Annotated in this window: 20 protein-coding genes and 2 pseudogenes; 13 read left to right on the forward strand and 9 right to left on the reverse strand. The window is 61.0% G+C overall.

Annotated elements, in window-relative coordinates:
* The first annotated feature begins 71 nt into the window (after positions 1 to 71).
* The gene (locus tag ACUDCK_RS11955; RefSeq protein WP_175167421.1) at positions 72 to 1,049 is read left to right on the forward strand and encodes a cation diffusion facilitator family transporter; all 978 of its coding nucleotides are present in this window, start codon (positions 72 to 74) and stop codon (positions 1,047 to 1,049) included.
* A gap of 25 nt (positions 1,050 to 1,074) precedes the next feature.
* On the forward strand, positions 1,075 to 1,626 hold the full coding sequence (locus ACUDCK_RS11960; RefSeq protein ID WP_175167420.1) for a cytochrome b: 552 nt from the start codon (positions 1,075 to 1,077) through the stop codon (positions 1,624 to 1,626).
* A 260-nt stretch (positions 1,627 to 1,886) separates the two neighbouring features.
* On the opposite strand, the gene ACUDCK_RS11965 is transcribed toward ACUDCK_RS11960, so the two are convergent.
* Positions 1,887 to 2,093 (reverse strand): hypothetical protein, encoded by a 207-nt coding sequence (locus ACUDCK_RS11965; RefSeq protein WP_175167419.1) that lies wholly within the window; start codon positions 2,091 to 2,093, stop codon positions 1,887 to 1,889.
* A 405-nt stretch (positions 2,094 to 2,498) separates the two neighbouring features.
* Between ACUDCK_RS11965 and ACUDCK_RS11970 the strand changes: the two genes are divergently transcribed.
* Positions 2,499 to 3,335 carry a virulence associated protein gene (locus tag ACUDCK_RS11970; RefSeq protein ID WP_175167418.1) on the forward strand — a complete coding sequence of 279 codons (837 nt, stop codon included), beginning with the start codon at positions 2,499 to 2,501 and terminating at the stop codon, positions 3,333 to 3,335.
* On the forward strand, positions 3,325 to 6,462 hold the full coding sequence (locus ACUDCK_RS11975) for a DEAD/DEAH box helicase (RefSeq protein WP_175167417.1): 3,138 nt from the start codon (positions 3,325 to 3,327) through the stop codon (positions 6,460 to 6,462). Before ACUDCK_RS11970 ends, ACUDCK_RS11975 begins: the two co-directional genes overlap by 11 nt.
* A gap of 111 nt (positions 6,463 to 6,573) precedes the next feature.
* Here ACUDCK_RS11975 and ACUDCK_RS11980 read toward each other — a convergent pair.
* Positions 6,574 to 6,750: pseudogene (locus ACUDCK_RS11980) on the reverse strand (integrase); the annotation flags it as partial.
* Here ACUDCK_RS11980 and ACUDCK_RS11985 point away from each other — a divergent pair.
* Positions 6,735 to 6,861 (forward strand): annotated as a pseudogene (locus tag ACUDCK_RS11985) (integrase core domain-containing protein); the annotation flags it as partial. The pseudogenes ACUDCK_RS11980 and ACUDCK_RS11985 overlap by 16 nt on opposite strands.
* Positions 6,862 to 7,170: 309 nt before the next feature.
* Here the strand turns inward: ACUDCK_RS11985 and ACUDCK_RS11990 are convergent.
* A complete protein-coding gene (locus ACUDCK_RS11990; RefSeq protein ID WP_175167416.1) occupies positions 7,171 to 8,097 on the reverse strand; it encodes a hypothetical protein in 927 nt (308 codons plus the stop codon).
* Positions 8,098 to 8,409: 312 nt separating this feature from the next.
* On the reverse strand, positions 8,410 to 9,606 hold the full coding sequence (locus ACUDCK_RS11995) for a phospholipase D-like domain-containing protein (RefSeq protein WP_175167415.1): 1,197 nt from the start codon (positions 9,604 to 9,606) through the stop codon (positions 8,410 to 8,412).
* Positions 9,607 to 10,143: 537 nt separating this feature from the next.
* Here ACUDCK_RS11995 and ACUDCK_RS12000 point away from each other — a divergent pair.
* The 8 genes from ACUDCK_RS12000 to ACUDCK_RS12035 all read left to right on the forward strand — a co-directional run bounded on the left by ACUDCK_RS12000 (position 10,144) and on the right by ACUDCK_RS12035 (position 16,792).
* On the forward strand, positions 10,144 to 10,473 hold the full coding sequence (locus ACUDCK_RS12000) for a hypothetical protein (protein WP_175167414.1): 330 nt from the start codon (positions 10,144 to 10,146) through the stop codon (positions 10,471 to 10,473).
* Between the two features lie 119 nt (positions 10,474 to 10,592).
* Positions 10,593 to 11,273 (forward strand): RraA family protein, encoded by a 681-nt coding sequence (locus ACUDCK_RS12005; protein ID WP_076469602.1) that lies wholly within the window; start codon positions 10,593 to 10,595, stop codon positions 11,271 to 11,273.
* The gene (locus ACUDCK_RS12010; protein WP_175167413.1) at positions 11,270 to 12,529 is read left to right on the forward strand and encodes an aminotransferase class I/II-fold pyridoxal phosphate-dependent enzyme; all 1,260 of its coding nucleotides are present in this window, start codon (positions 11,270 to 11,272) and stop codon (positions 12,527 to 12,529) included. The genes ACUDCK_RS12005 and ACUDCK_RS12010 overlap by 4 nt, the downstream gene beginning before the upstream one ends.
* A 72-nt stretch (positions 12,530 to 12,601) precedes the next feature.
* Positions 12,602 to 13,423, forward strand: a complete 822-nt coding sequence (locus tag ACUDCK_RS12015; protein WP_175167412.1) for an ABC transporter substrate-binding protein — start codon at positions 12,602 to 12,604, stop codon at positions 13,421 to 13,423.
* Between the two features lie 16 nt (positions 13,424 to 13,439).
* Positions 13,440 to 14,129, forward strand: coding sequence for an amino acid ABC transporter permease (locus ACUDCK_RS12020; protein ID WP_006386293.1), 690 nt, complete (start codon positions 13,440 to 13,442; stop codon positions 14,127 to 14,129).
* Entirely contained in the window at positions 14,122 to 14,811 is a 690-nt protein-coding gene (locus tag ACUDCK_RS12025; RefSeq protein WP_006386294.1) for an amino acid ABC transporter permease, read from the forward strand. The genes ACUDCK_RS12020 and ACUDCK_RS12025 overlap by 8 nt, the downstream gene beginning before the upstream one ends.
* Before the next feature lie 62 nt (positions 14,812 to 14,873).
* Entirely contained in the window at positions 14,874 to 15,608 is a 735-nt protein-coding gene (locus tag ACUDCK_RS12030; protein ID WP_054487540.1) for an amino acid ABC transporter ATP-binding protein, read from the forward strand.
* Positions 15,609 to 15,826: 218 nt separating this feature from the next.
* Complete coding sequence (locus ACUDCK_RS12035) at positions 15,827 to 16,792, forward strand: LysR family transcriptional regulator (protein ID WP_157130042.1); 966 nt, start codon at positions 15,827 to 15,829, stop codon at positions 16,790 to 16,792.
* 79 nt (positions 16,793 to 16,871) lie between these two features.
* On the opposite strand, the gene ACUDCK_RS12040 is transcribed toward ACUDCK_RS12035, so the two are convergent.
* The 5 genes from ACUDCK_RS12040 to ACUDCK_RS12060 all read right to left on the reverse strand — a co-directional run bounded on the left by ACUDCK_RS12040 (position 16,872) and on the right by ACUDCK_RS12060 (position 21,918).
* The gene (locus tag ACUDCK_RS12040; RefSeq protein ID WP_064523920.1) at positions 16,872 to 17,528 is read right to left on the reverse strand and encodes a hypothetical protein; all 657 of its coding nucleotides are present in this window, start codon (positions 17,526 to 17,528) and stop codon (positions 16,872 to 16,874) included.
* Positions 17,529 to 17,642: 114 nt separating this feature from the next.
* Positions 17,643 to 19,337, reverse strand: a complete 1,695-nt coding sequence (locus ACUDCK_RS12045; protein WP_175167411.1) for a nicotinate phosphoribosyltransferase — start codon at positions 19,335 to 19,337, stop codon at positions 17,643 to 17,645.
* Between the two features lie 22 nt (positions 19,338 to 19,359).
* Complete coding sequence (gene prs, locus ACUDCK_RS12050; protein WP_054502756.1) at positions 19,360 to 20,232, reverse strand: ribose-phosphate diphosphokinase; 873 nt, start codon at positions 20,230 to 20,232, stop codon at positions 19,360 to 19,362.
* Positions 20,233 to 20,322: 90 nt separating this feature from the next.
* Entirely contained in the window at positions 20,323 to 20,973 is a 651-nt protein-coding gene (locus ACUDCK_RS12055) for an NUDIX hydrolase (RefSeq protein ID WP_064528147.1), read from the reverse strand.
* Positions 20,974 to 21,045: 72 nt separating this feature from the next.
* Positions 21,046 to 21,918 carry an aldo/keto reductase family oxidoreductase gene (locus ACUDCK_RS12060; RefSeq protein WP_175167410.1) on the reverse strand — a complete coding sequence of 291 codons (873 nt, stop codon included), beginning with the start codon at positions 21,916 to 21,918 and terminating at the stop codon, positions 21,046 to 21,048.
* Between the last annotated feature and the right edge of the window lie 13 nt (positions 21,919 to 21,931).

Here is a 21,931-nt window from a genome sequence, read left to right on the forward strand (position 1 = left end):
GTTCAGGGTTCGGTGCTTATGCTCCAGCCCGCATGCCGCAAGGCTAGATTGCAAGAACGGGAGCATGAACCATGACCGCCTTTCCGCCTCCGCTGGAAGACCCGGAGGACGATGAACACAGCCCGGCCGAACGCGCCGCCGCCGCCGCCCGCAGCACCTGGGTGAGCGTGGGCGTGAACGTGGTGCTCGCCACCGCGCAGATTGTCATCGGCATTTTCTCGAAGTCCCAAGGCCTGATCGCGGACGGTATTCATTCCTCTTCCGATCTGATCGCCGACTTCATCGTGCTGCTGGCCAACCGCCATGGCCAGAAAGCAGCCGACGCGGACCACCACTACGGCCATTATCGCTACGAGACCGCGGCGTCCCTGGCGCTGGGCGTCTTGCTGCTGCTGGTCGGCGGCGGCATGCTGTGGTCCGCCGTGACCAAGCTGGAGCAGCCCGACGCGATCCCGCAGGTCCACCTCGTCGCGCTGTGGGTGGCCTGTGCCGCCCTGGTCATCAAAGAGGCCCTGTTCCGCTACATGCTTGCGGTGGCCAAGCGCGTGAAGTCCAGCATGCTGGTGGCCAACGCCTGGCATGCGCGCTCCGACGCGGCGTCGTCGCTGGTGGTGGGCCTGGGCATCATCGGCAACCTACTGGGCTACCCGATACTGGACCCCATCGCCGCGGCCATCGTGGGCTTCATGGTGGCCCGAATGGGCTGGAGCTTCGGCTGGGACGCCTTGCACGACCTGCTGGACCGCGCCATCGACGAAGGCGAAGCCGCCGCGATCCAGCGCACCCTGCTGGACACCCCGGGAATTCAAGGCGTGCACGATCTACGCACCCGAAAAATGGGGGATATGATCGTCGTAGACGCTCACCTGGAAATCGACGCCGGGCTGACTGTCGACGAAGGCCACAAGATCGCCGTGCAAGCGCGCCAACGCGTCATGCAGCGGCATCGTGTATTGAACGTGATGACCCATGTTGATCCCTGGAGACCTCCCGACGCGCCCAAGCAGGGCGCCGAGGGCAGGGCGATTATCGAACCAGGCTGTCCGTAGCGCGTTTTGACGACAAGGAAAAAACATGAAAATCAAGAACTCCGATACTCAGTACGCAGGCCTGGTGATCACCATGCACTGGCTCATGCTCGTGGTCCTGGCATTGGTCTACGCCTGTATGGAATTGCGCGGGCTGGCCACCAAAGGCACCGATCTGTACAACAACATCAAGGCGCTGCATTTTTCGCTCGGGTTGTGTGTGATCGGGTTGGTGGTTTTGCGGGTGGTTATCCGGGTGGCTTCGGGGGCGGCGCCAGGCGTGCGGCCGCCGATGCCGAGGTGGCAGGACGTGCTTTCACGGGTGATGCATTACGCGTTGTATGCGTTCATGATCGTCACGCCGATTTTGGGGTGGCTGACGCTCAGCGCGGGGGGCAAGGTGATTCCGTTGTTTGGGTTGGAGGTTCCGGCGCTGGTGGGGCCGGATAAGGCCTTGGCGGATCGGGTCAAGGAGCTGCATGAGACCTTGGCTACGGTGGGGTATTTCCTGGTGGGGCTGCATGCTGCTGCGGCGTTGCTGCATCATTATGTGTTTCGGGATAACACGTTGGTGCGGATGTTGCCGGGGAGGCGGTGAGGTTGCTTCGGGCTGAAGGGCGCGAGGTAAGCGTGATTTAGGGAGGGGAGAGTACCCGCGAATGCAAGGTGCCCTTGCCCAGTAATTAAATGGTGACTCACCGTCAATGCAAGTTGAACGTCTTTTTTCCCTTGTCCGTGATCGGCCAATGGAGGACGCTCAGCAACCTTGGCAGTGCTTATCTGCCAGCTAAATCCTTTTTCCTAACCATCGGTAACGTGACCGAAGAGAATAGCCACTGCTCAAAAAGAGTGGATTCGTTAGCTGACGTAAAGCGTCACTAGGTCTTCCAGAGGCCGGACAGGGCAAACATAATTTCGAATCGCGCCGGCCTGCTTGGCAAGCGAGATCGCGGCTTTCTCGGCGACGAGGCAGTCCAAGTATGGAATCGCTTTATAAAATTGCAGCCAATCCGCAGCGTCGTTCGTTGAAAGATCGCCGGTCTTGGATTTCAGATGTGCGACCATTCGCACTTCCACCTTTATAGTCGGATCGTCTTGGAAGAGTGCGCGCATGGTGAGCCCAGTGCCATACCCTGCTGTCCAAATCGACAATGCGCTTGGAGGACATTGCAGACAAAAAAACGTTATATTTGCTTACGGTGTCCGCAGTGGCGGTCAGCTTGGCCACTGCCCAGCCAAGAATGTGAGTTCGCGAGTATTAATCTTCAAGTGAATTTTCTTCGGTCGAACTATCAAAGCAATTTATAAGGAAGCTTCGAATCAGCTAGTACACGCTGGCTGATTCAATCTGAAGATAATGCCCCTGCGCAAAGGCTCGTCCGGTTGGCTTCGGAGCTTGTGCCTTCTGTTACCTGGGGTTGAAGAATCAAAAATTCCCGACCTGATGGCCAGATTGAACGTTAGACCTGAATGACACATATCAAGAAAAAACCAATGGCTTCGCCAGCATACCTTGATCATCTGGTGCAGGATGAATCACTGATGTTGAGTAGCGGGGGGACCTGCGAAGTTTGGGAACTTGCGGTCCCCGATGACGCCGCGTGTCTCAGCGAGTGGGCCAGCCGATTCCGGCAGACATATTGTCCCGACAGTGATATCGACATCCTGCGCGAAGGTACTGGAAAATCGCGATCAGAATATCTGTTGGATCTAGTCTTCCCGGACAAGAATGTGCCGCCTGGGCCTGCTATCCGCTCAGGTGATTTTGCGGAGTTGCTAGTCTCGGACTACGTCGAGTTCGTCCTCGGGTATTGGGTTCCACGCGGCAAGTACGCGGAGAAGGGAAGCCGAGACGAGTCAGTCAAAGGCGTCGACATCGTGGGTTTTCAGTGCCCCAACCCGGAGCAGCCGAAGCCGACCGACGAGATGCTGGCCTTTGAGGCGAAGGCTCAGCTCGGGGGTGGCAAGTACAAGGACCGTCTGCAGGTCGCAGTTAATGACTCGGGCAAAGACTATCTGCGAGCCGGCGAAACGCTGGCTGCAATGAAGCGTCGTATGCATATGGCCGGCGAGCGTGCGTCGATGTTGGTTGTTCAGCGATTTCAGAACGCTGTTGACCGACCCTACCGGCTTCTCTCAGGTGCAGCAGCCATTCTTTCCGATACGGCATTTGATATAAATGGCATCACAGGAACCATGATCGCTGGACACAACAATGCGGGTAACCTGCAGCTGATTGCCATCAAGGGCAAAGACCTGATGACGCTTGCCCATGCCCTTTACCAGCGAGCGGCGAATGAAGCCTGAATCCAACAGTCGACGGTACTTTGGCATTACTCGCTCGAAGGAGAAGATGTACGAGTTGGGGCTGCCTGAAGAGTCTCATATCGCCGTGCCGGAAGAGGTAGAACCTGCCGCCTTGTTCCCGTTGTCTATCGGAACGCTGGTGGATGCTGCGGCAGCGCTGAATGACGCTCTTGACGTTCCGGGCGCATTGACCGAGGACCTGCGGGGCGACATCGGCTTTGCAGCGAGCTTCTTTGATGCCTACTTGGGCTCTCGGTTCGATGCTGAAGTATCGCGGGAAGTCACGCTGCTCGCATCTGCTAGCTATTTTCTGGGCCAGCGTCCGGGAAGCAGCTTAGTGCTTGCCAGACGCCTTCAGGCAGAAAGCGCCAATGCTATTGAGCACTTTACAGTCTGGATATTGCAGGCTGACTGGCGTCACTCTCCCAATCTGGCTGCGCACTGGCTCGACGGACTGCTTAACGAGCTTGCCTTTCGTTTGATGGGCCACTTCAACGACGGTACGTCGTCCGAGCTGGTCGTCGAGTTGTTGAGCGAACTGCGTCGTTTGACTTACGCCAGCGGTACGTCTAGGGAAGTGGTTCTTGCGGAGGTGGCATCGGCCGTGGTCAGGCTTCGCCTAGCGAGCTCAGCCTGGAATTTGTTGCCCGGGTTCAGTGGGCTTCACGCTAATACTTGGAGTGATTCAATCCGTCGTACCGGTTTTCCGAAAGAACTCTGGCCGTCGCAAAAACTGTTAGGTCAGGCGGGGCTCTTCTTCGGACGGTCCGGTGTGGTCCAAATGCCCACAAGCGCAGGCAAAACGCGCTCTGTCGAAGTAATTCTCCGCAGCTCATTCCTGGCTGAAAGGACGCGGGTCGCAGTACTCGTTGCACCGTTCCGCGCCCTGTGCCATGAGGTTGCCACTTCACTGCGCCGAGCATTCATGGGCGAGGACATCAAGGTCAATGAACTTTCCGATGCTCTGCAAATGGACTTCGTCGACCAGTTGGCCGAGTTATTCGGCCAAGCTACCCCCACAACCCGTCATTTGATGGTGTTAACGCCAGAGAAGCTGCTATATGTGCTCAGACAGGAGCCCAGCTTGATAGCGCAAATCGGGGTAGTGATCTATGACGAAGGGCACCAGTTCGACACTGGACAACGCGGCATTACCTACGAACTGCTGCTGACGGAGATTAAGGAACTGCTTCAAGCGTCTGCGCAGACGGTTCTTATATCCGCTGTTATCAAGAACGCCGTCGCTGTCGGCACTTGGCTTATCGGTGCTGAGCCCAACGTCGTTGATGGTACCGGACTGTTGTCGACGGCGCGATCGATTGCGTTTACTACTTGGAGCGAGCGACTTGGGCAACTATTGTTCTTTGAATCAGATAGCTACACGCGCCCGGACTACTTCGTACCTAGGAGTATTGAGGCTCAAGAATTACAAATACGTGGGAGGGAACGAAAGGTCCGACTATTTCCGCAGAAGGGCAACGATGCCTGGAAAGACGTTTCGCTTTACCTCGGAATTCGTTTGGCCCCGAACGGCGCCGTGGCCGTGTTCTGCGGTAGAAAGGACACCGCGAGTGGCTTGGCGGAACGAGCGGTAGAAGTGTACGACCGGGGGTTCGCTTTACCATCTCCTGCGGCGGCGTCTGACGCTAACGAAATTCAAGGCTTAACCCACTTGGCAACGCAGCACTTTGGCGCGCAATCCATAGTGACGAAAGCTGCAGCACTTGGTGTGTTTGTTCACCACGGAACGACGCCACAAGGATTGCGGCTAGCCATTGAGCATGCGATGCAGGGCGAGCTCATCAAACTGGTAATTTGCACTTCGACTTTGGCACAAGGCGTTAACTTGCCGATTCGCTACCTCATCGTCTCTGGGGTAAATCAGGGTGCTGAACGCATCAAGACGCGAGATTTCCAAAACTTGATTGGCCGCGCCGGTCGCGCCGGAATGCATACAGAGGGACTTATCCTTTTTGCTGATCCCAAGGTGATTGATAACACACGAACGGAGCGTTGGCGCCTCCAGGCGGCAGTTGGGTTATTGAAGCCAGAGAATTCTGAGGAGACTTCAAGCTCTCTACTCGAATTGTTAGCACCCATTTTTTCGCCCGATGGAAGGAACGCGTTGCCGGTCTCGACGGCCGAGGTGTTGCGGGCCTACTTTAGGCGAGGTGACGAGTTACAGGCCTGGGCCGCCGAGATGGCTAATAATCACCTGCAACTTGGATTCAACCACCGGTACCTAGCGAAGGAAATTTCGAGTAGGCAAAAACTGCTGTCCGCTCTCGAGAGCTACTTAATGGCCAACCGTGGCGTCGAGAGTTTTGACCACATGTTACTCAGGGTACGCGAGTTGGCAGCCTCGACTCTGGCCTATTCCCTAGCAGATGAAGATACGAAGGCATCACTTGTGCTGCTCTTTGAGTCGGCAGCCACGCATATTGAGCAATTGGTGCCCGACCCCGCGCGGCAGGCGGCGTACGCAAAGACGCTGCTGAGTGCAGCCGATTCAACAACGATTGAAGCCTGGGTTCAGGAACGGGCAGATACACTGCAGGCTCTCGTGAGTACGGATGAATGGCTGCAGGCAGTGTGGCCGCTATTTAATCTCGTGGTCGACGACAAGTTGCTGACGAGTATGGAACCCCCTGGCATCTCCCTGCAGCTTGCGCGGGGATGGATGAGCGGGAACTCATATCGGCAGCTGATAGACATGGCCAAGGATGCCAACGCTTCCAAACCTTGGGGGGAGGTTGGCCGACGCAACCTTAACGAAGCTGACGTCCTTCAGTTCTTGGAAGGTTGTCTCGGCTTTGACTGCCCGCTGGTCGTCGCTGCCGTCGGTCTGTTTCTTTTCGGGGCGGCGGGGCTCAACCGCGAGGAGGCCGGAGTACTGAGTGAATTCCAAAAGTCTCTGGCCTATGGCCTACCGAGCAGGCTTGCGGTATCAACGTACGAGTCCGGGCTGGCTGACCGGCACATTGCCCAGGGCGTCGCCATCGGACTCGGGTTGGCTGGTTACGATGGGCAAAATTTTCGCGCAGCTTTGCCCGAGTACCGCGAGATGGTAGGGGGTGTGCTAGCAGCCTACCCATCTTACTTCGGCGCTGTGCTTGAGAGCCTTTGATTTGTATGCTAACCGCTACCTACTTTCATATTCTCGGGAAGGGGATTTAATATGGTCGATATGCTTTTAAAAAAAGTCCAGTATCCTCTTGGCGCCCTCAGGCCGGATGCATCAAAGCTCGGTTTGCTCTGCCATCTCAAGAGCATCGTCGACCTCAATGCCGAGATAGCGAACTGTGCTTTCCAGCTTCGTATGCCCAATTAGCGACTGTACCTCCCGAGGATTCTTCGTCCGACGGTAGATCGGGGAGGCTTCTGTACTGCGCATGGTGTGGCAAGACCAGGCAGAACGGCACGACCGAGAGTTTTAAGCTGCGCGACGAGTGCCTGAATATGGAATGGTTTCGCAGCCGGACCGAGGCGCATCGTGATCGAAGACTGGCGCGAGCATTACAACGCGGCAGGCCGCTCAGGTCGCTGCCGCAGGATTACTAGCTGAAGCTAGATCCCACATCCCGGTGGCGTGAAAAATCCGAGCAGGTCACGCCCAATGGCTGGTCGACTATGACCTTTCCCCGCAAAGTGGACAGTTCAAAACTGGAGAGTGGCTGCAACTACAACGAATGCCGTCAGGAAGAAGTGCTGGGCTGCATCCCGCCGTCGCAGTACTTGCCCCGGTTAAACCATGCTCCGAATCTTTGTCGGCCACTGTCTACTTCACAGGGATGCTCTTACACTTGCCTGCCGAGGTTAAGTTTATTGAAAGTTATCAACCGACTCGATGGACGACAAGATGCATAGCGCTTGGCTCAATCCGTTGTGAGTAAATTGGAACGCCACCAATGTTCTCGGTGCTTATTTCAATGACTATGTAATCTGCGCCAGATTCACGAGAGCGTCGTGCCGCATCAGTGTCGGTTTTGGGGAAATTTATATAGTGTGAGTTGTATTTTTCGGTGTGAAAGTACGCTATGGTGGCGGCCTCAATGAGACTTACTTGATCGTCTAATGTGGGTTTGTATGGTTTTGTATTCTTATGCAGGCGCTTCATTGCATCGGCTTTGTCGGTGATAATTCCGACGGCTGATCTTCTATAGTCAAAACGATAGACGAGAGCAAAAATTTCGGAATCAGGATCATCGGAGCTTATTTCTGCAAGAATTTTTTGAAGCGTCCCATGATTTTTTAGGCGGTCTTGTGTGTTTCGAGATAATCCCTTTCCGATATAAAGTACTTCAAGTTGTTTGGCAAATGCGGGGAGCGAGACAACTAGATGAGCAAAGTTCGCGAACAGAATTTCTTGAATAACTTGGCCGTCTTTGTCTAGAGCAAGTAGTTCACGATGCGGGTAGGGCGAAGCAGAAAAAGCCTTGGCGTGGGATAGTTCGGGAGGTCGCGTAATGTGAGCATCGACTTCAGATTGCACACCCTTGCAGGCACAGGAGACTCTGAGGGAAATGAAATCGGCCGTCCATGCAATGGTACCTGGAATCAACGACAAACGTGGCCGTTTACAGATCATGTAGAGATGGCACTTGTCTAGCCGTTCGATTAGCTCTTTGGGTATGTGGTGGTGTAGATTTCCTATATCTCGAATTCGGTAAAGGAAGCGATCGACTGAACGGAAGTTGAGATAAGTAACCGGAAAAGGTTGCTGGGAAATTTTCTCGAAAATTTCGAAGCTATTGTCTGTCATGGCGCTTTTGTCAGTTATTTTAATGTCGCGGAGTGTGCTAGTCTCGATAAACCATTGTGCCAGCGCAAGAAGAAGTGAGGAAGAGGGGGCGGGGTAAAAATGGTATTTTCAAATTAAATGGTTTCTGGCCTATTCGTGACTGAGGGTGGTCACTTGCTATGGTTAGTTCTTCCCAAGGTCTTCATCGACGACCCTACTCGAGTCATTGCAAGCCAGCAGGAGGAATAGGATAGCCAGTCAATGCTACGTGTCACCGCGTTGCCGAACCTGCTTTTAACGACGGTATCTATCGTGCTGCTCAATCGTGTTCGGCTATGCATCCGCCTCATCCTCGCCTTCCTGCCAGTAGATATAGTTGAACAAGGCATCGAGTTCAGAAAAGTTGTCCAGGCGAAGCTGCCGCTGAACAGTTAGGGCTTCCCGGCAAAAGCTGGCATACAGTTCGCCGCTAACTGCGGTTTTGTTCGGGTGCTGAGGGTAGTTGAAAAACCCCGCACTGGCCATACCCGCCACGGCGTTCTGATTCATGACCGCATACCGTTTATTGTCGATCGCGTGCAAAACCTCTGTCAGTAGATTTACACCTGCGCCTTTTATACTGAGAAAGTGTTCCCGAAGTATCTCAAAGGCCTCTGCTGGTTGGGGCTTGGTACGTTCTAGGATGTCAGCCAAGGAAGCCACAAAGCGTGACGCCTGTGACTCTATCCTAGTCTTCTGTCTATGTAGACCACCCGAGTGGAATCGCTGATATAGGCCTTCGTACATGGGAAGAAAGGCCGTCGAGGTCGGCCTTTGCATGGCCGCTAGCTCTTGAATACGCACTCTTGCTTCGGCGACGTGTCGAGCTCGGATGGTCCGATGCGCAGCGAAGCCGTGTTCCGATGTGTCTCGCTTCATTTCGTCTAACTGGTAGGCAAGCACGCTCGGATCAGGAACCGCTCCGCGATTGATCTTGTCGGCACGTTTTTTGGCCATGTCGCGCCAGGCCCTTTGGACGGCGAATTCTCGAGCGTAGTCGTCGATCCCCTGCTTAGTCGCAGGCACAACGACCTTGTTTGCAATCAACTTATCTAAATACTCCGCCACCTCAGCGACAAGCCCGCCGTCTGCATCATTAGCACGGAGTGAAGCCTCGTAGTTGCTTGAAAGACCTCCGGCTGTCAAGTTGGCTGACCCAACGAAGACTCTCGATCGACTCGGGTGCGCGAATGCATAGATCTTGGGATGGAAGGTTTCCTCCGTGTTGCTCAGGTATAGCTTCAAGGAGTGGATTCGGGAAAGTCTAAAAAGGCTCCTTAGCAACGCTGGCTCAGTGAGGTGAAAGCTTAGCCCGATCGCAAACCTAGCCGTCATGCCTCGAATAAGGGATTCTTTCAGTGTTTGGAGCATCAGCTTGAGAGCCGAACCTTTCGCAAACGCCACCAAACAGTCTAGGTGACGCGCTTGCATAAACGATCCGAGAAGAGCGTCTGCGTGCCCGGTTTGTTCGCCATTGAGTACCAATTGCATATCGGATCCCACTTGTTCCTCCTTTTGTTAATGTTCCTAGCCTCCGCTGGTACCAGCAATTGAAGATGACATAGCTGGTGGCGGATGAATCAGTGGCTGACGCGCGATGGAGCCAATGAACGCTACGTTAGCCGCCGAGCATATTGTCGAATGAGCCTCAGTAAGTAGCATTAAGAATACATTAGAATTAAGTTGATATATATGCTTTGGCCGAAAGTGAGATTTGAGCGCCCCGGATAGTGGCTAAATGGTCCTCTCTTCGCCACCCCTCACCCCTCCCTCCCGTATACTCCCCCCACTACCGCACCAACGGTAGTCCCGGAATGGAAGCCGGGTAAGCTATAGGCGGGACAGCCGCCGCTCAGGCGGCATTTTCATGTCCAGCGTCTACGCACGTCCCTATGGGCGGGCCTGGACGGGGGTGCGCTTGCGCACGCCGGGTCCTATAGCTCCGGTCTTCCAACCCTGTCTTGTGCCCGCCCGCCCCGTTTGGAAGCGGGGAGGCGGGTTCTCTACTCGCTATAGGAGGCAGCCCCCATGCTGCACCCCCTCACCCAAAACCCCTGGCTAATCGACACCGACCGCGAATCCGGCCCCGTCTCCCTGTCCCACCTCCACCAACTAGACCGCACCCGCTACGCCATCCAGACCATCGCCCGCATGGTCGGCAACAGCGCGTCCGAACCCGACGCCACCGGCTCCCCACCTCTGGACCCCTGGGCAATCACCGCCCTGATGGGCGGCGTCGAAAGCCTCTGCGAGCACCTCGGCACCCTGACCGAAGCCATGCTCGACCAGGCCCTGCAACCGGACGACGAAAGGGAAGCCCCCAACCCCACCCACAACGCTCCCCCCGCGATCCAATAACATCCACGAAAATAATTCCTACATAACCGGGAATTTATATCGTTTTGAGGATCGCCCCGCGAGGCCTTGTAATGCGTGTTCGCTTATTGCCGTTCACGCCTTCAAGAAAATTCCTCGCTATGAATCCCATCGGATACCGCATTCTTCCCCGGCCCGCGCCGGCCGTCGCCGCTGACGTGCTGGCCGGTTTTGCCGCCATTGGCTCGGCCCAGATCAGCGATTGCATGAACCGCCTGTACGGCGTGAGCGGGCTGCGTCCGCTGCACGCCGGCAACGAGCGCACGGTTGGCCTGGCGCTGACCGTGAAGACGCGGCCGGGCGATAACCTGATGATCCACAAGGCGATTTCGCTGGGTGGCGCGGGCGATGTGATCGTGGTCGATGGCGCTGGCGATACCAGCAATGCGCTGGTCGGCGAGTTGATGATGATGGACGCGCAGGGGCGCGGCATCGCCGGGTTTGTGATCGACGGCGCGGTGCGTGACCTGGACGTGTTCGCGCAGGGGCAGTTCGGCTGCTTTGCGCGCGCGGTGTCGCACAAGGGGCCGTACAAGGACGGCCCGGGCGAGATCAATGTGCCGGTGTCGGTGGGCGGCCAGGTGGTCAACCCGGGCGACGTGGTGGTCGGCGATGCCGACGGCGTGGTGGTGATTCCCGCCGAGCATGCGGCGGCGGTGCTGGCGCTGGCGGTCAAGAAGGAAGCCGACGAGGCGGTGGCCAAGGAGAAGCTGCGCGCCGGCACCTACACCAAGCCCTGGCTGGAGAAGACCCTGGCCGAGAAGACGGGAGCCGCGAAGTGAACCAAGCCCCGACGCAAACCCCGACCCAGCCGCAAACCCAGCCCCCGCAAGCCGCCAGCATCGTCGCCGACCGCATCAAGCGCATCAAGCTGTCGCCCAGCGTGGCGGCGCGCGCGATCATTGCCGAGCTGCGCGAGCAGGGCCGGCGCATTATCGACCTGACGATCGGCGAGCCGGATTTCTCGACGCCGGAGCATATTCGCCAGGCGGCCACGGCCGCGATGAACCGGGGCGAGACCAAGTATCCACCGGCCCAGGGCACGGTGGCGCTGCGCAAGGCGGCGCGGGCGCATCTGCTCGAAGCGACCGGCGTCGATTACCCGGCGGCGCGCATCATTGTCAGCACGGGCGCCAAGCAGGTGATTTTCAACGGGCTGGCGGCGACGCTGAACGAGGGCGACGAGGTGCTGATTCCGGCGCCGTTCTGGGTGTCGTATCCGGACATGGTGCTGGTCAACGGCGGGGTGCCGGTGACGGTGCCGGCCTCGCCGGCCACGGATTACAAGCTGACGCCCGAGGCGCTGGAGCGCGCCATCACGCCGCGCACCAAGTGGCTGATGATGAACGCGCCCAGCAATCCGACGGGCTCGGTCTACACTGCCGACGAGCTGCGCGGGCTGACCGCGGTGCTTGAGCGTCATCCGCATGTCTGGCTGATGACGGACGATATTTATGCGCGGTTGAACTTCACCGACGCGCCGACGGTGCATCCGTTGCAGGTGGCGCCGGCGCTGGCGGCGCGCACGCTGGTGGTCAATGGCGTGTCCAAGGCCTATGCGATGACGGGCTGGCGCATCGGTTACGGCGCCGGGCCGGACGAGTTGATCAAGGCCATGGCGATTCTGCAGTCGCAGAGCACGTCGGGCGCGTCGTCGGTGAGCCAGGCGGCGGCGCTGGAGGCGCTGTCGGGGCCGCAGGACTGCGTGACGGAGTTCGCGCGGGTGTTCCGCGAGCGCCGCGATCTGGCGGTGGCGGAGCTGTCCGGCACGCCGGGGCTGGCGATCGTGGTGCCGCAGGGCGCGTTCTACGTGTTTCCGGATTGCTCGGGGCTGCTGGGCAAGCGCACGCCGGCAGGCGTCGAGATCCGCACCGATACCGACCTGACGCATTACCTGTTGCGCGAGGCAGGCGTGGCGGTGATCGACGGCCATGCCTATGGCGCGCCGGGCACGTTCCGGCTGTCGTTCGCGGCTTCGCTGGACGATATCCGGCAGGGCTGCGCGGGCATCCGCGAGGCCTGCGCCAAGCTCGTCTAGTTGTTCCCGGGCCCGCCGACGAGCGGGCCGGTTCCGTTTTTCTGTTCAAACCACAACACAAGGGGAATCACCATGAAACGCCATTCACTTATCGCCGCCTGCCTGGGCCTGGCCGCGTTGTCGCTGGGCGCTGGCGCCCGCGCCGACCAGGTCGCGGACATCAAGGCCCGCGGCGAATTGATCTGCGGCACGCTGGGCACGTCGCAGCCGTTCAGTTTCCAGGACGCGACGACGCGCCAGTTGGTGGGCTATGACGTGGACGTGTGCAAGCTGGTGGCCGACAAGCTGGGCGTGAAGATCAGCTACAAGCTGCTGTCGGTGGCGGCGCGCGTGCCGGAGCTGAACGAGGGCCGTGTCGATATCCTGGCGGCGAACCTGGGCTATTCGCCGGACCGCGCCCAGCAGATCGCTTTCAGCCACGCGTACTACGTCAGCCCGCAGAAGCTGCTGGTGCGCAAGGATTCCGGACTGGACACGATCGAGTCGCTGAACGGCCGCCGCATCGGCGCGACCAAGGGTTCCAGTTCGGAGCGCGAGATCAAGCGCATTCTTGATAAGTCGCAGGTGATCGGCTACGGCGACAGCTCGGCCACGTATCTGGCCCTGCAGCAGAAGAAGGTGGATGCGCAGTTCGCGTCGGAACTGGTGCTGGTGCGCCTGGTGCTGCAAAGCCCGCCGACGGCGCCGGTCAGCGTGATCGCCAAGTCGGTGTTCGACGAGCCGTGGGGCCTGGGCGTGCGCAAGTCGGAGCCGGGCATGCTGGCGGTGGTGAACCAGGCGCTGGACGAGGCGGAAAGCTCGGGCGTGGCCGCGCAGCTGTTCGACAAGTGGTTCGGCGCGCAGACGCCGTACAAGCTCGAACGCGGTTTCAAGATCGGCCCCATCGCGGGCTGAACGCCGGTACCGCGCAATGAGCCTACTTGACGCTTCGCAATACCAGTTGCTGGCCAGCGGCATGGTGGTGACGCTGCAGTTGTTCCTGGTGTCCTGGGTGATGGCGTTCACGATCGCGGTGACGTTGGTCGTGGTGCGCGCCACCAACCTGGCGCCGTGCCGCTGGCTGGTCGACGCCTATGTGGAATACCACCGCAACGTGCCGCTGCTGGTGCAGGTGCTGTTCTGGTACTTCGGCATGCCCGAGCTGCTGCCGGAGGGTTTCCGGATGTGGCTGTACCAGCACAACGCCGAGATGTCGCTGGCGGCGATCGCGCTGGCGCTGGGGTCGGCCGCCTATATCGCCGAGGATATCCGCAGCGGGCTGCGCGCCATTCCTGGCACGCAGTTCGAGGCGGCCCGGGCGCTGGGCGCCAGCTATCTGCAATGCATGCGCTTCGTGATCGTGCCGCAGGCGGTGCGGATTTCCATCCCGCCGCTGGTGGGCCGCGCCTTGCTGCTGTTCAAGAACACCAGCGTGGCCATGGCCATCGGCGTGATGGAGCTGACCTACCAGGCGCGCGAGATCGAGAACGAGACCTACCGCACCTTCGCCACGTTTGGCGCGGCGACCCTCATGTATCTGTTGGGATCCTTCCTCATCATGCTGATCGGCTCGCGCATCTATGCGCGCTACCGCCTGAACCGGGGAGGCCACGGTGCTTGATCTCCTGTCGCAATACTGGCCGACGCTGCTGGTCGGCCAATACCCCAATGGGCCGCTGGGCGGCCTGGCGCTGACGCTGATCCTGGCGTTGTGCGGCCTGGCGCTGTCGTTGCCGCTGGCGCTGGCCATCGCGCTGGCGCGGGTCAGTCCGTTTGGCTGGCTGCGCGTGGCCAGCAAGACGCTGGTGAACGTGGTGCGCGGCATGCCGCTGCTGATGTTGATCTTCTGGGCGTACTTCGTCATTCCGAAGCTGACGGGGCAGGTGATCAGCGGCTTCTGGACGCTGATCGCGGCGCTGGTGGTGTACGAGAGCGCCTATCTGTCGGAGGTGATCCGCTCGGGCATCGAGGCGGTGCCGCGCGGCCAGATCGAGGCGTCGCGCTCGCTGGGCGTGGGCTACTGGACCACGATGCGCCGGGTGGTGCTGCCGCAGGCGCTGTTCAACGTGCTGCCCAGCATGACCAGCCAGTTCGTCTCCACCATCAAGGAGACCTCGCTGGGGTATGTGATCAGCGTGAACGAACTGACATTTGCCGCCAACCAGGTCAACAACCTGGTGCTGACCAAGCCGCTGCAGGTGTTCGGCATCCTGGCCATCATCTATTTCCTGGTGTGCTTCAGCCTGAGCCGCGGCCTGTCCTGGCTGGACCTGCGCATCCGCCGCCAGCGCGCCATGGCCTAGGGCCCGTGCGAGGCCCCTTTTAGCGAGAACAGGCCCTGAGCCGGCGCTTATCGGAATTCATCATGATCAAGCTTGAGAAAGTCAACAAATGGTATGGCGCGCATCACGTCCTGAAGGACGTGGACCTGTCGGTCGCGCGCGGCGAGGTGCTGGTGGTGTGCGGGCCGTCGGGCTCGGGCAAGTCCACCATGATCCGCACCATCAATCGGCTGGAACCCATCGAGAAGGGCCGCATCCTGATCGACGACGCCGACATCTACGGCAAGGGCGTCAACCTGAACGCGCTGCGCCAGAAGATCGGTTTCGTGTTCCAGCAGTTCAACCTGTTTCCGCACATGAGCGTGCTGGACAACGTGGTGTTCGCGCCGGTCAACATCCGCAAGCAGCCGCGCAAGCAGGCCACCGAACTGGCGCGCCAACTGCTGGCGCGGGTCGGGCTGGAGCACAAGATCGACGCCTATCCCGGTTCGCTGTCGGGCGGCCAGCAGCAGCGCGTGGCGATCGCCCGGGCGCTGGCGCTGCAACCGCCGGTGATGCTGTTCGACGAGCCCACCAGCGCGCTCGACCCGGAGATGGTGGGCGAGGTGCTGCAGGTGATGAAGGGCCTGGCCAAGGACGGCATGACCATGGTCTGCGTGACGCACGAGATGGGGTTCGCGCGGGATGTGTGCGACCGGGTGGTGTTCATGGATGCGGGCGAGATCCTGGAGGTGGATACGCCGGAGCGCTTCTTCAGCGCGCCGCGGCATCCGCGGGCGCAGCGGTTTCTGGCGGATATCCTGCATCCGCGGGGGTAGGGGCCCGTGCCGGGCGTGGCGGGATACCCGCTGCGTCCGGCAGGGAACGACTGAGTGGGCATGCGGTGGCATTGACTTGGATGCGTCGGTGCCGGCGGGGGCGGATCGGCGCCGACCGGCCCGGTTCGGCCGCCCGACGTTTCTGCCGACCGACGTTTCGGTCGCGGACCGGACGGCGCGCAGCCGCGCGCCTGTCGACGATAATGTGAGGGTTCTTCATGCATTTCACGTCCACCGCCGCGATGTACACCCTCAAACAGCTGGAGGCGTTCTACTGGAGCTCGCAACTGGGCAGCTTCAGCGCGTCCTCGCGCAAGCTGCACACCACCCAGTCGGCGGTCGCCAAGCGGGTGGGGGAACTGGAAGCCTTCGCGGGCGCGCCGCTGTTCGAGCGCCGCGCCAAGAAGCTGGCGCTGACGGCGCAGGGCCGCAAGCTGTTCGAGCTGGCGCGCGAGATGCTGGACCTGAACAGCCGCATCGTGCAGAACATGGCCGACCCGGCCAGTTTCGAGGGCGTGGTGCGGCTGGGCGTGACCGAGCTGGTCGGCATGACCTGGCTGGCGCGGCTGGTCAACCAGATCAGCCTGCGCTATCCCAAGGTGCAGTTGATGCCCGAGATCGATGGCGGCATCACGCTGTATGAGCGGCTGGAGCAGGACCAGTTGGACCTGGCCATCATGCCGGGGCCGTTCTGGAGCTATCAATACGACTGCGTCCATCTGGGCGCGGTGACCAACGTCTGGATGGCCAGCCCGTCGCTGGACATCGATTTCTCGGCAAGGCTGGCGCCGCAGGACCTGGCGCCGTACCCGGTGATCTCACAGCCGACCAATTCGGCGCTGTCGCATCTGTACGATGCCTGGTTCGCCGAGCAGGGCCTGTCGGTCAAGCGGGTGCTGACCTGCAACAGCCTGGGCATGATGGCGCAGCTGACCATGCTGGGATTGGGCATCAGCTATCTGCCGGGAGCGTATTTCGCGCCGCTGGTCGAGCGCGGGGCGCTGTGCCAGTTGGATGTGCAGCCGGATTTGCCGACGATTAATTACTACGCGGTGCACAAGAAGAGCATCGTCAATCCGGTGGTGTCGCGGGTGATCGATATTGCGCGCGAGGAATGCGCGTTCGAGGTGGCGGGGGCGTTCCTGCCGCATGTGCCGCCGGCGGTGGGGGCGGGCGGGGAGTAGGGCGGTACTGGGAACTAGTGCCTGTAGGTGAGACGGCGGCTCGTAACGCGTTGGTTCATCAAATCGCATACGACCGATTTCAATCAGTCATGCCCCTTCCTGCATACCGTGCAAGCGCCAGAACCCGCTGCAACCGTTCTGCCGTTGGAAGCGAGAGCAGTCGCGCCTGTGCGGGCGATACTGCGCCTCGATTTTCAAACGGCAGCCCCGCCAGCATTTCCGCGGGTGATAGTTCATTGAGGTCGTCTTGCTGGGTAACGAAAAAAGCATGAAGCTCGAACTGCAACACTCCACGCAACTCGGTGATGACGTGCGGCAAAAGGCTGGGAACCGGATCAACGAACTGCCAGGCCGGGAACATGCGCCCGTTCTGCTTCGCTGACGGCTTCACGCAATAGAGCTTGCCGGCCTTGTCGTATCGATACAGGGTCGTCAACGCGCTCAGCTTTTGCTTGGCCACCACCTCGGCGGGAGACCACATGGTAACTGGCAGCGCGGTCGCCTTTTCTTCAGGCAGCGCTAGATTTGCGTCACATCCCAACCAGTCTTCGAGCTGTCGCACAAGAATGCTCAGCAGGGCATCCGTGTGGCCAGGTTTTTGGAGCGGGGAAAGCTCCTTGGCCAGCGTGGACGCCATGCTTTGGATCACTGCGTGGGGATCGCCTGGATAGCTTCCATTGACAATCGCCCGGACATCTTTGGGAGTCGCCTGGTACTTTCGGGTGGGCAGGCCCATGGTCACCTCCTCAGGCGAACAGTCAGGTTGATTGCCAGCTTAGCCAATTTTTTCAGTTTTTCCATTTTTCCCAGATTTATCGCGGACAGAGTCCCGGGTGCTTCGTATGCCTCATCAACGCCGTCCCCATTCAATGCTCCCCGGCTCCGGACAAACCCACGACCCCTGCAACCGTTCCCGGATCTGCGCCAGATCCTGCTCCACCAGCAGAACCCCATCCCGGAACACCGGCACCAGCGCGCCGCCGGCCGCCTGCTCCGGCGTCTGCTGGTCGTGCAACACATACCCCGTCGCCGTCTCATCGACTCGCAGCAAGCCCTTGGCCGACCGTTTCACGCCGGAGTCGGTGACCGGGTCCTTCACCAGTTCCTGCGGTTCGCCATTGACCTCGGCATACGTCGCCTTCAGCGCCCAGCCGAAGCTGTCGCGGGTCAGGTATTGATAGGTGTACGAGCCAATGCCAAGCACAACGTTGCCCGACGCGAATCCCTTTCTTTCCAGCCGCACCAGGATGTCGCGGCCGCGCGCCAGGGTGATCGAGTCTCCGTAGATCAGGCCGACGTGCGGGTCGAGCAGCTTGTAGCCGCGCTCGGTGACGACGCCGCCGAAGATGTTCCACAGGCATTGCACCGCGCCGTTGACTTCGGCCTCGCGCAGCGCCTGGCCGGCGCGGGCGTCGTCGTCCAGGCGCCAGTAGCGGCCAGTCTCGATATCCCGCACGGCTTCGAATCCGTCGCGACGGGCGGCGGCCAGGGCTGCGGCGTCTTCCACACTGGGCACGTCGGTGCAGAAGTAGCCCGTCAGGATCTTCACGGGATCGCCGGAGTCGGGGCGGAACACGACCTTGGCGTTGCCGAAGGGATCAGGCTGGCGTGCCAGGATTTCCGACTTCAATGCGGCGGCGAAGTCGGTGACCACTTGCCAGAAGTCCCAGGTGTCCGACACCACCGACACGATGCCGGCCGGATAGACCTGCGTGACCAGGCGGCGGATGGTCTCGATTTCGCCTTCCTTGCTGCCCAGGCACATGACCGAGTGTTCGGTCGCGGGCACCGAGCCGCCGACCAGTTCGCGGTCCGAGTCGGCGCCGTACAGGTCTTCGAGATAGTCGATGGCGGGAATGGTGTCGGTGCCGGTGAACGACAGCAGGTGGCCGGCGCCGCTCTTGCGGGCGTCGTACAGGCCGGCCATGCCGCGCATCGAGAAGTCGTGGCCTTGCCAGTTGACGAAGTCCATCGGGCTGCCGGTCAGGCGGGCGAAGTAGGTCAGGAGCTTGCGGTATTCGAAGGCGATGGTGGCCACGGTGGACGGCTTCCACGATTCGCAACTGAACAGCGTTTCGATGTAGGTGACCAGCCAGGCGAATTCGGGCTTGGTGTTGATGAAGGTGACGGGCGGCACGCGGATGTCGACGCGGGCGCCTTCGGGCAGGGAACGGATCTCCAGCGGCAGATAGCCCAGGTCATACAGCGCCTGCAGGTGATCGACGGTGACCGCGCCCTTGCCCAGCGCGTTGTCGACGCGGCGCTGGTACTGGCGCACGGCGGTGCCGGCGGGCTTGCCGAAGAATTCGCGGTTGAACAGGTCGATCAGGATTTCCTTGATGAAGCCTTGCAGGCCGAACCAGACGATCTTGTTGTCGAACAGTTCGGGCAGCACCGGCGCCAGCCGGGCCGAACGCGGGGTGAAGTTGGCCAGGATCCTGTTGGTGCCCCTGGGATACTGGAAGGGGTGGCCGGTCTTGTAGAAGTCGGCTTGCAGCAAAGGGTTGATGCCGTTCTTGGTGGCGACGGGGGCGGGGGCATTCATGGCGTGGACTCCTGCTTGATGTTCAGTTGGCCGCGGTGGCGAGCGCGTCGGCGGCTACGATCGGGTTGACGATGACGGGCGCGGCCGGGCCTTCGGCGGCGGTCCAGTCGTAGGCGGTGTACAGGCCGGCGTAGCGGGCGTTCAGCTCGGCCAGGCCCTTGCTGAAAAGGCCGTGGGTGACGTACAGGTAGAGCGGCTGGTCGGTCTTGTCGCGCAGGGCGTTGGCCAGTTCCAGGAAGGTGCGGCCGCCGTCGCAGATGTCGTCGACCACCAGCACCGGTTGCGCGGGGATGTCGTCGGGCACGCGGGTTTCGGTGATGCGGCCGGTTTGCGGGTCGCGGACTTTTTCGGCGTAGCGCACGTCGGCCACGCCCAGCTTTTTGGCCAGGGCCTGCACGCGCTTGCGGGCGCCGGCGTCGGGCGCCATCAGGGTGACGCCGTTGGCAAAGGCGGGGTTGGCCAGCGCGTTCTTCAGGAAGGCGGCGGCGTCGATGACGCGGACGCGTTGCAGCAGGGCGGGGGTGACGTCGCTGTGCGGTTCGACCACGGTGACGGTGGCGTATTGCTGGTCGTTGATCAGCTTGCAGAACACCGCCGCGCCGAGCGCCTCGCCCGGATTGCAGACGCGGTCCTGGCGGGCATAGGGCACGTAGGGCAGGTCCAGGTGCACGGGCGCGGCCGGGTTCAGGCGGCGCAGCGCGTCGGTCAGCAGCAGCAACTGCATGACGTCGTCGGCCGACTTCAGCAGGGCGTGGATGCGGAATTCGCTGGCCGCGTCGGCGCGGGCCTGCAAGGCCGCCGGCACGGTGACCTGGCTTTCGCCGCCGGGGAACACGAACGCGCTGGGCGTATCGGTGTGGCGTTGTCCTGCTACTACCGCGGTAAGAGTGAACATGATGTGGCCTTAGTGGCAGATTAAAACTAAGTGAGGCAAGTATAAGCCTACTTATTGTTTGTTTGCAACTAAGTGGAGTTCGGCGCGAGGTCAGCCGACGCTGCGGTCGAACAGGGCGAAGTCTTTCAGGCGGTACAGGCGGGCGGGACGCTGCGCGCCGAGCGCGTAGTCGTCGGTGGCTTCGAGCACGTCCCAGGCTTCCATCTTGCGGCGGAAGTTCGATTTCTCGAGGGTGGTCTGGAGGATGGCTTCGTAGGTGCGCTGCAGCTCGGTCAGGGTGAAGCGTTCGGGCAGCAGGAAGAACGGCAGGGTGGAGTAGCTGGATTTGCCGCGCAGGCGGGCCACGGCGGCGGCGACGATGCCGGCGTGGTCGAAGGCCAGCGGCGGCAGCGCGTCCACGCTGACGAAGCGAAAGCCCGCCGGGGCGGCCTCCAGTTCGGCGGCCGGCACCAGCGCCACGTAGGACACCGACAGCGACCACTTGCGCGGGTCGCGGTCGGGGCCGGAGAACACCTGCAACTGCTCCAGGTAGCGCGGCTCGAAGCCGGTCTTCTCGCGCAGCACGCGGCGGATGCTGGCTTCGGTGCTGGCGTCTTCGTCCACGTGAACCACGCCGCCCGGCAAGGCCATGGCGCCCTTGAACGGCGCGCGGTCGCGCGGGTGCAGGGCGATTTCCAGGCCGGTCTCGCGCAGGGTGAGCAGGACGGCGTCGACGGTGACGAGGGGCTGTGGGTGGTCCAAGTGGGGTTCCGGGCGTGGCACTTCGGGGTAAGGTGCCACTATGCGGCGGATTGGTCAACCGCGCCCATTGAACTAGCCCACGGCGCCGATCCCGTCCAGTTCGGCCACGGCCCGCGGCGGCAGCGCCAGGCTGGCCGCGGCGGCGTTCTGCCGCAGGTGTTCGATCGACGAGGTGCCCGGGATCAGCAGGATGTTGGGCGCGCGTTGCAGCAGCCAGGCCAGCGCGGTCTGCATCGGCGTGGCCTGGCAGTCGGCGGCCACGCGCTCCAGCGTGGCCGATTGCAGCGGCGAGAAGCCGCCCAGCGGGAAGAACGGCACGTAGGCGATGCCATCTTGCGCAAGCTGCCCGATCAGCGCGTCGTCGGCGCGGTGCGCGATGTTGTACTGGTTCTGCACGCAGACGATGTCGGCGATGCCGCGCGCCTGCGCCACCTGGCGCGCGGTGGCGTTGCTCAGGCCCAGGTGGCGTATCAGGCCCTTGCGCTGCAATTCGGCCAGGGTGGTGAAGGACTGTTCGATGTCGCCTTCGGCGGGGCCGGCCACGTCGAACATGAGGCGCAGGTTGACCACGTCCAGCACGTCCAGGCCCAGGTTGCGCAGGTTGTCGTGCACGGCCGATTCCAGTTCGGCGGGGGAATTGGCCAGCAGCCACGAGGCATCGTCGCCCCGGCGCGCGCCGACCTTGGTGACGATGACCAGATCGTCGCGATAGGGGTGCAGCGCTTCTCGGATCAGTTGGTTGGTGATGTGCGGGCCGTAGAAGTCGCTGGTGTCGATGTGGTTGATGCCGAGTTCGAGCGCTTCGCGCAGCACCGCCAGGGCTTGCGCCTTGTCCTTGGGCGGTCCGAATACGTGCGGGCCGGCCAGTTGCATGGCGCCGTAGCCCAGGCGGTTGACGGTCAGGTCGCCCAGCGCATAGGCGCCGGCTTGTTGAATCGAGGTCATGACGTGCTCCAGG

The organism is Achromobacter sp. CF-sbj1-Ac2-l (assembly GCF_052698165.1).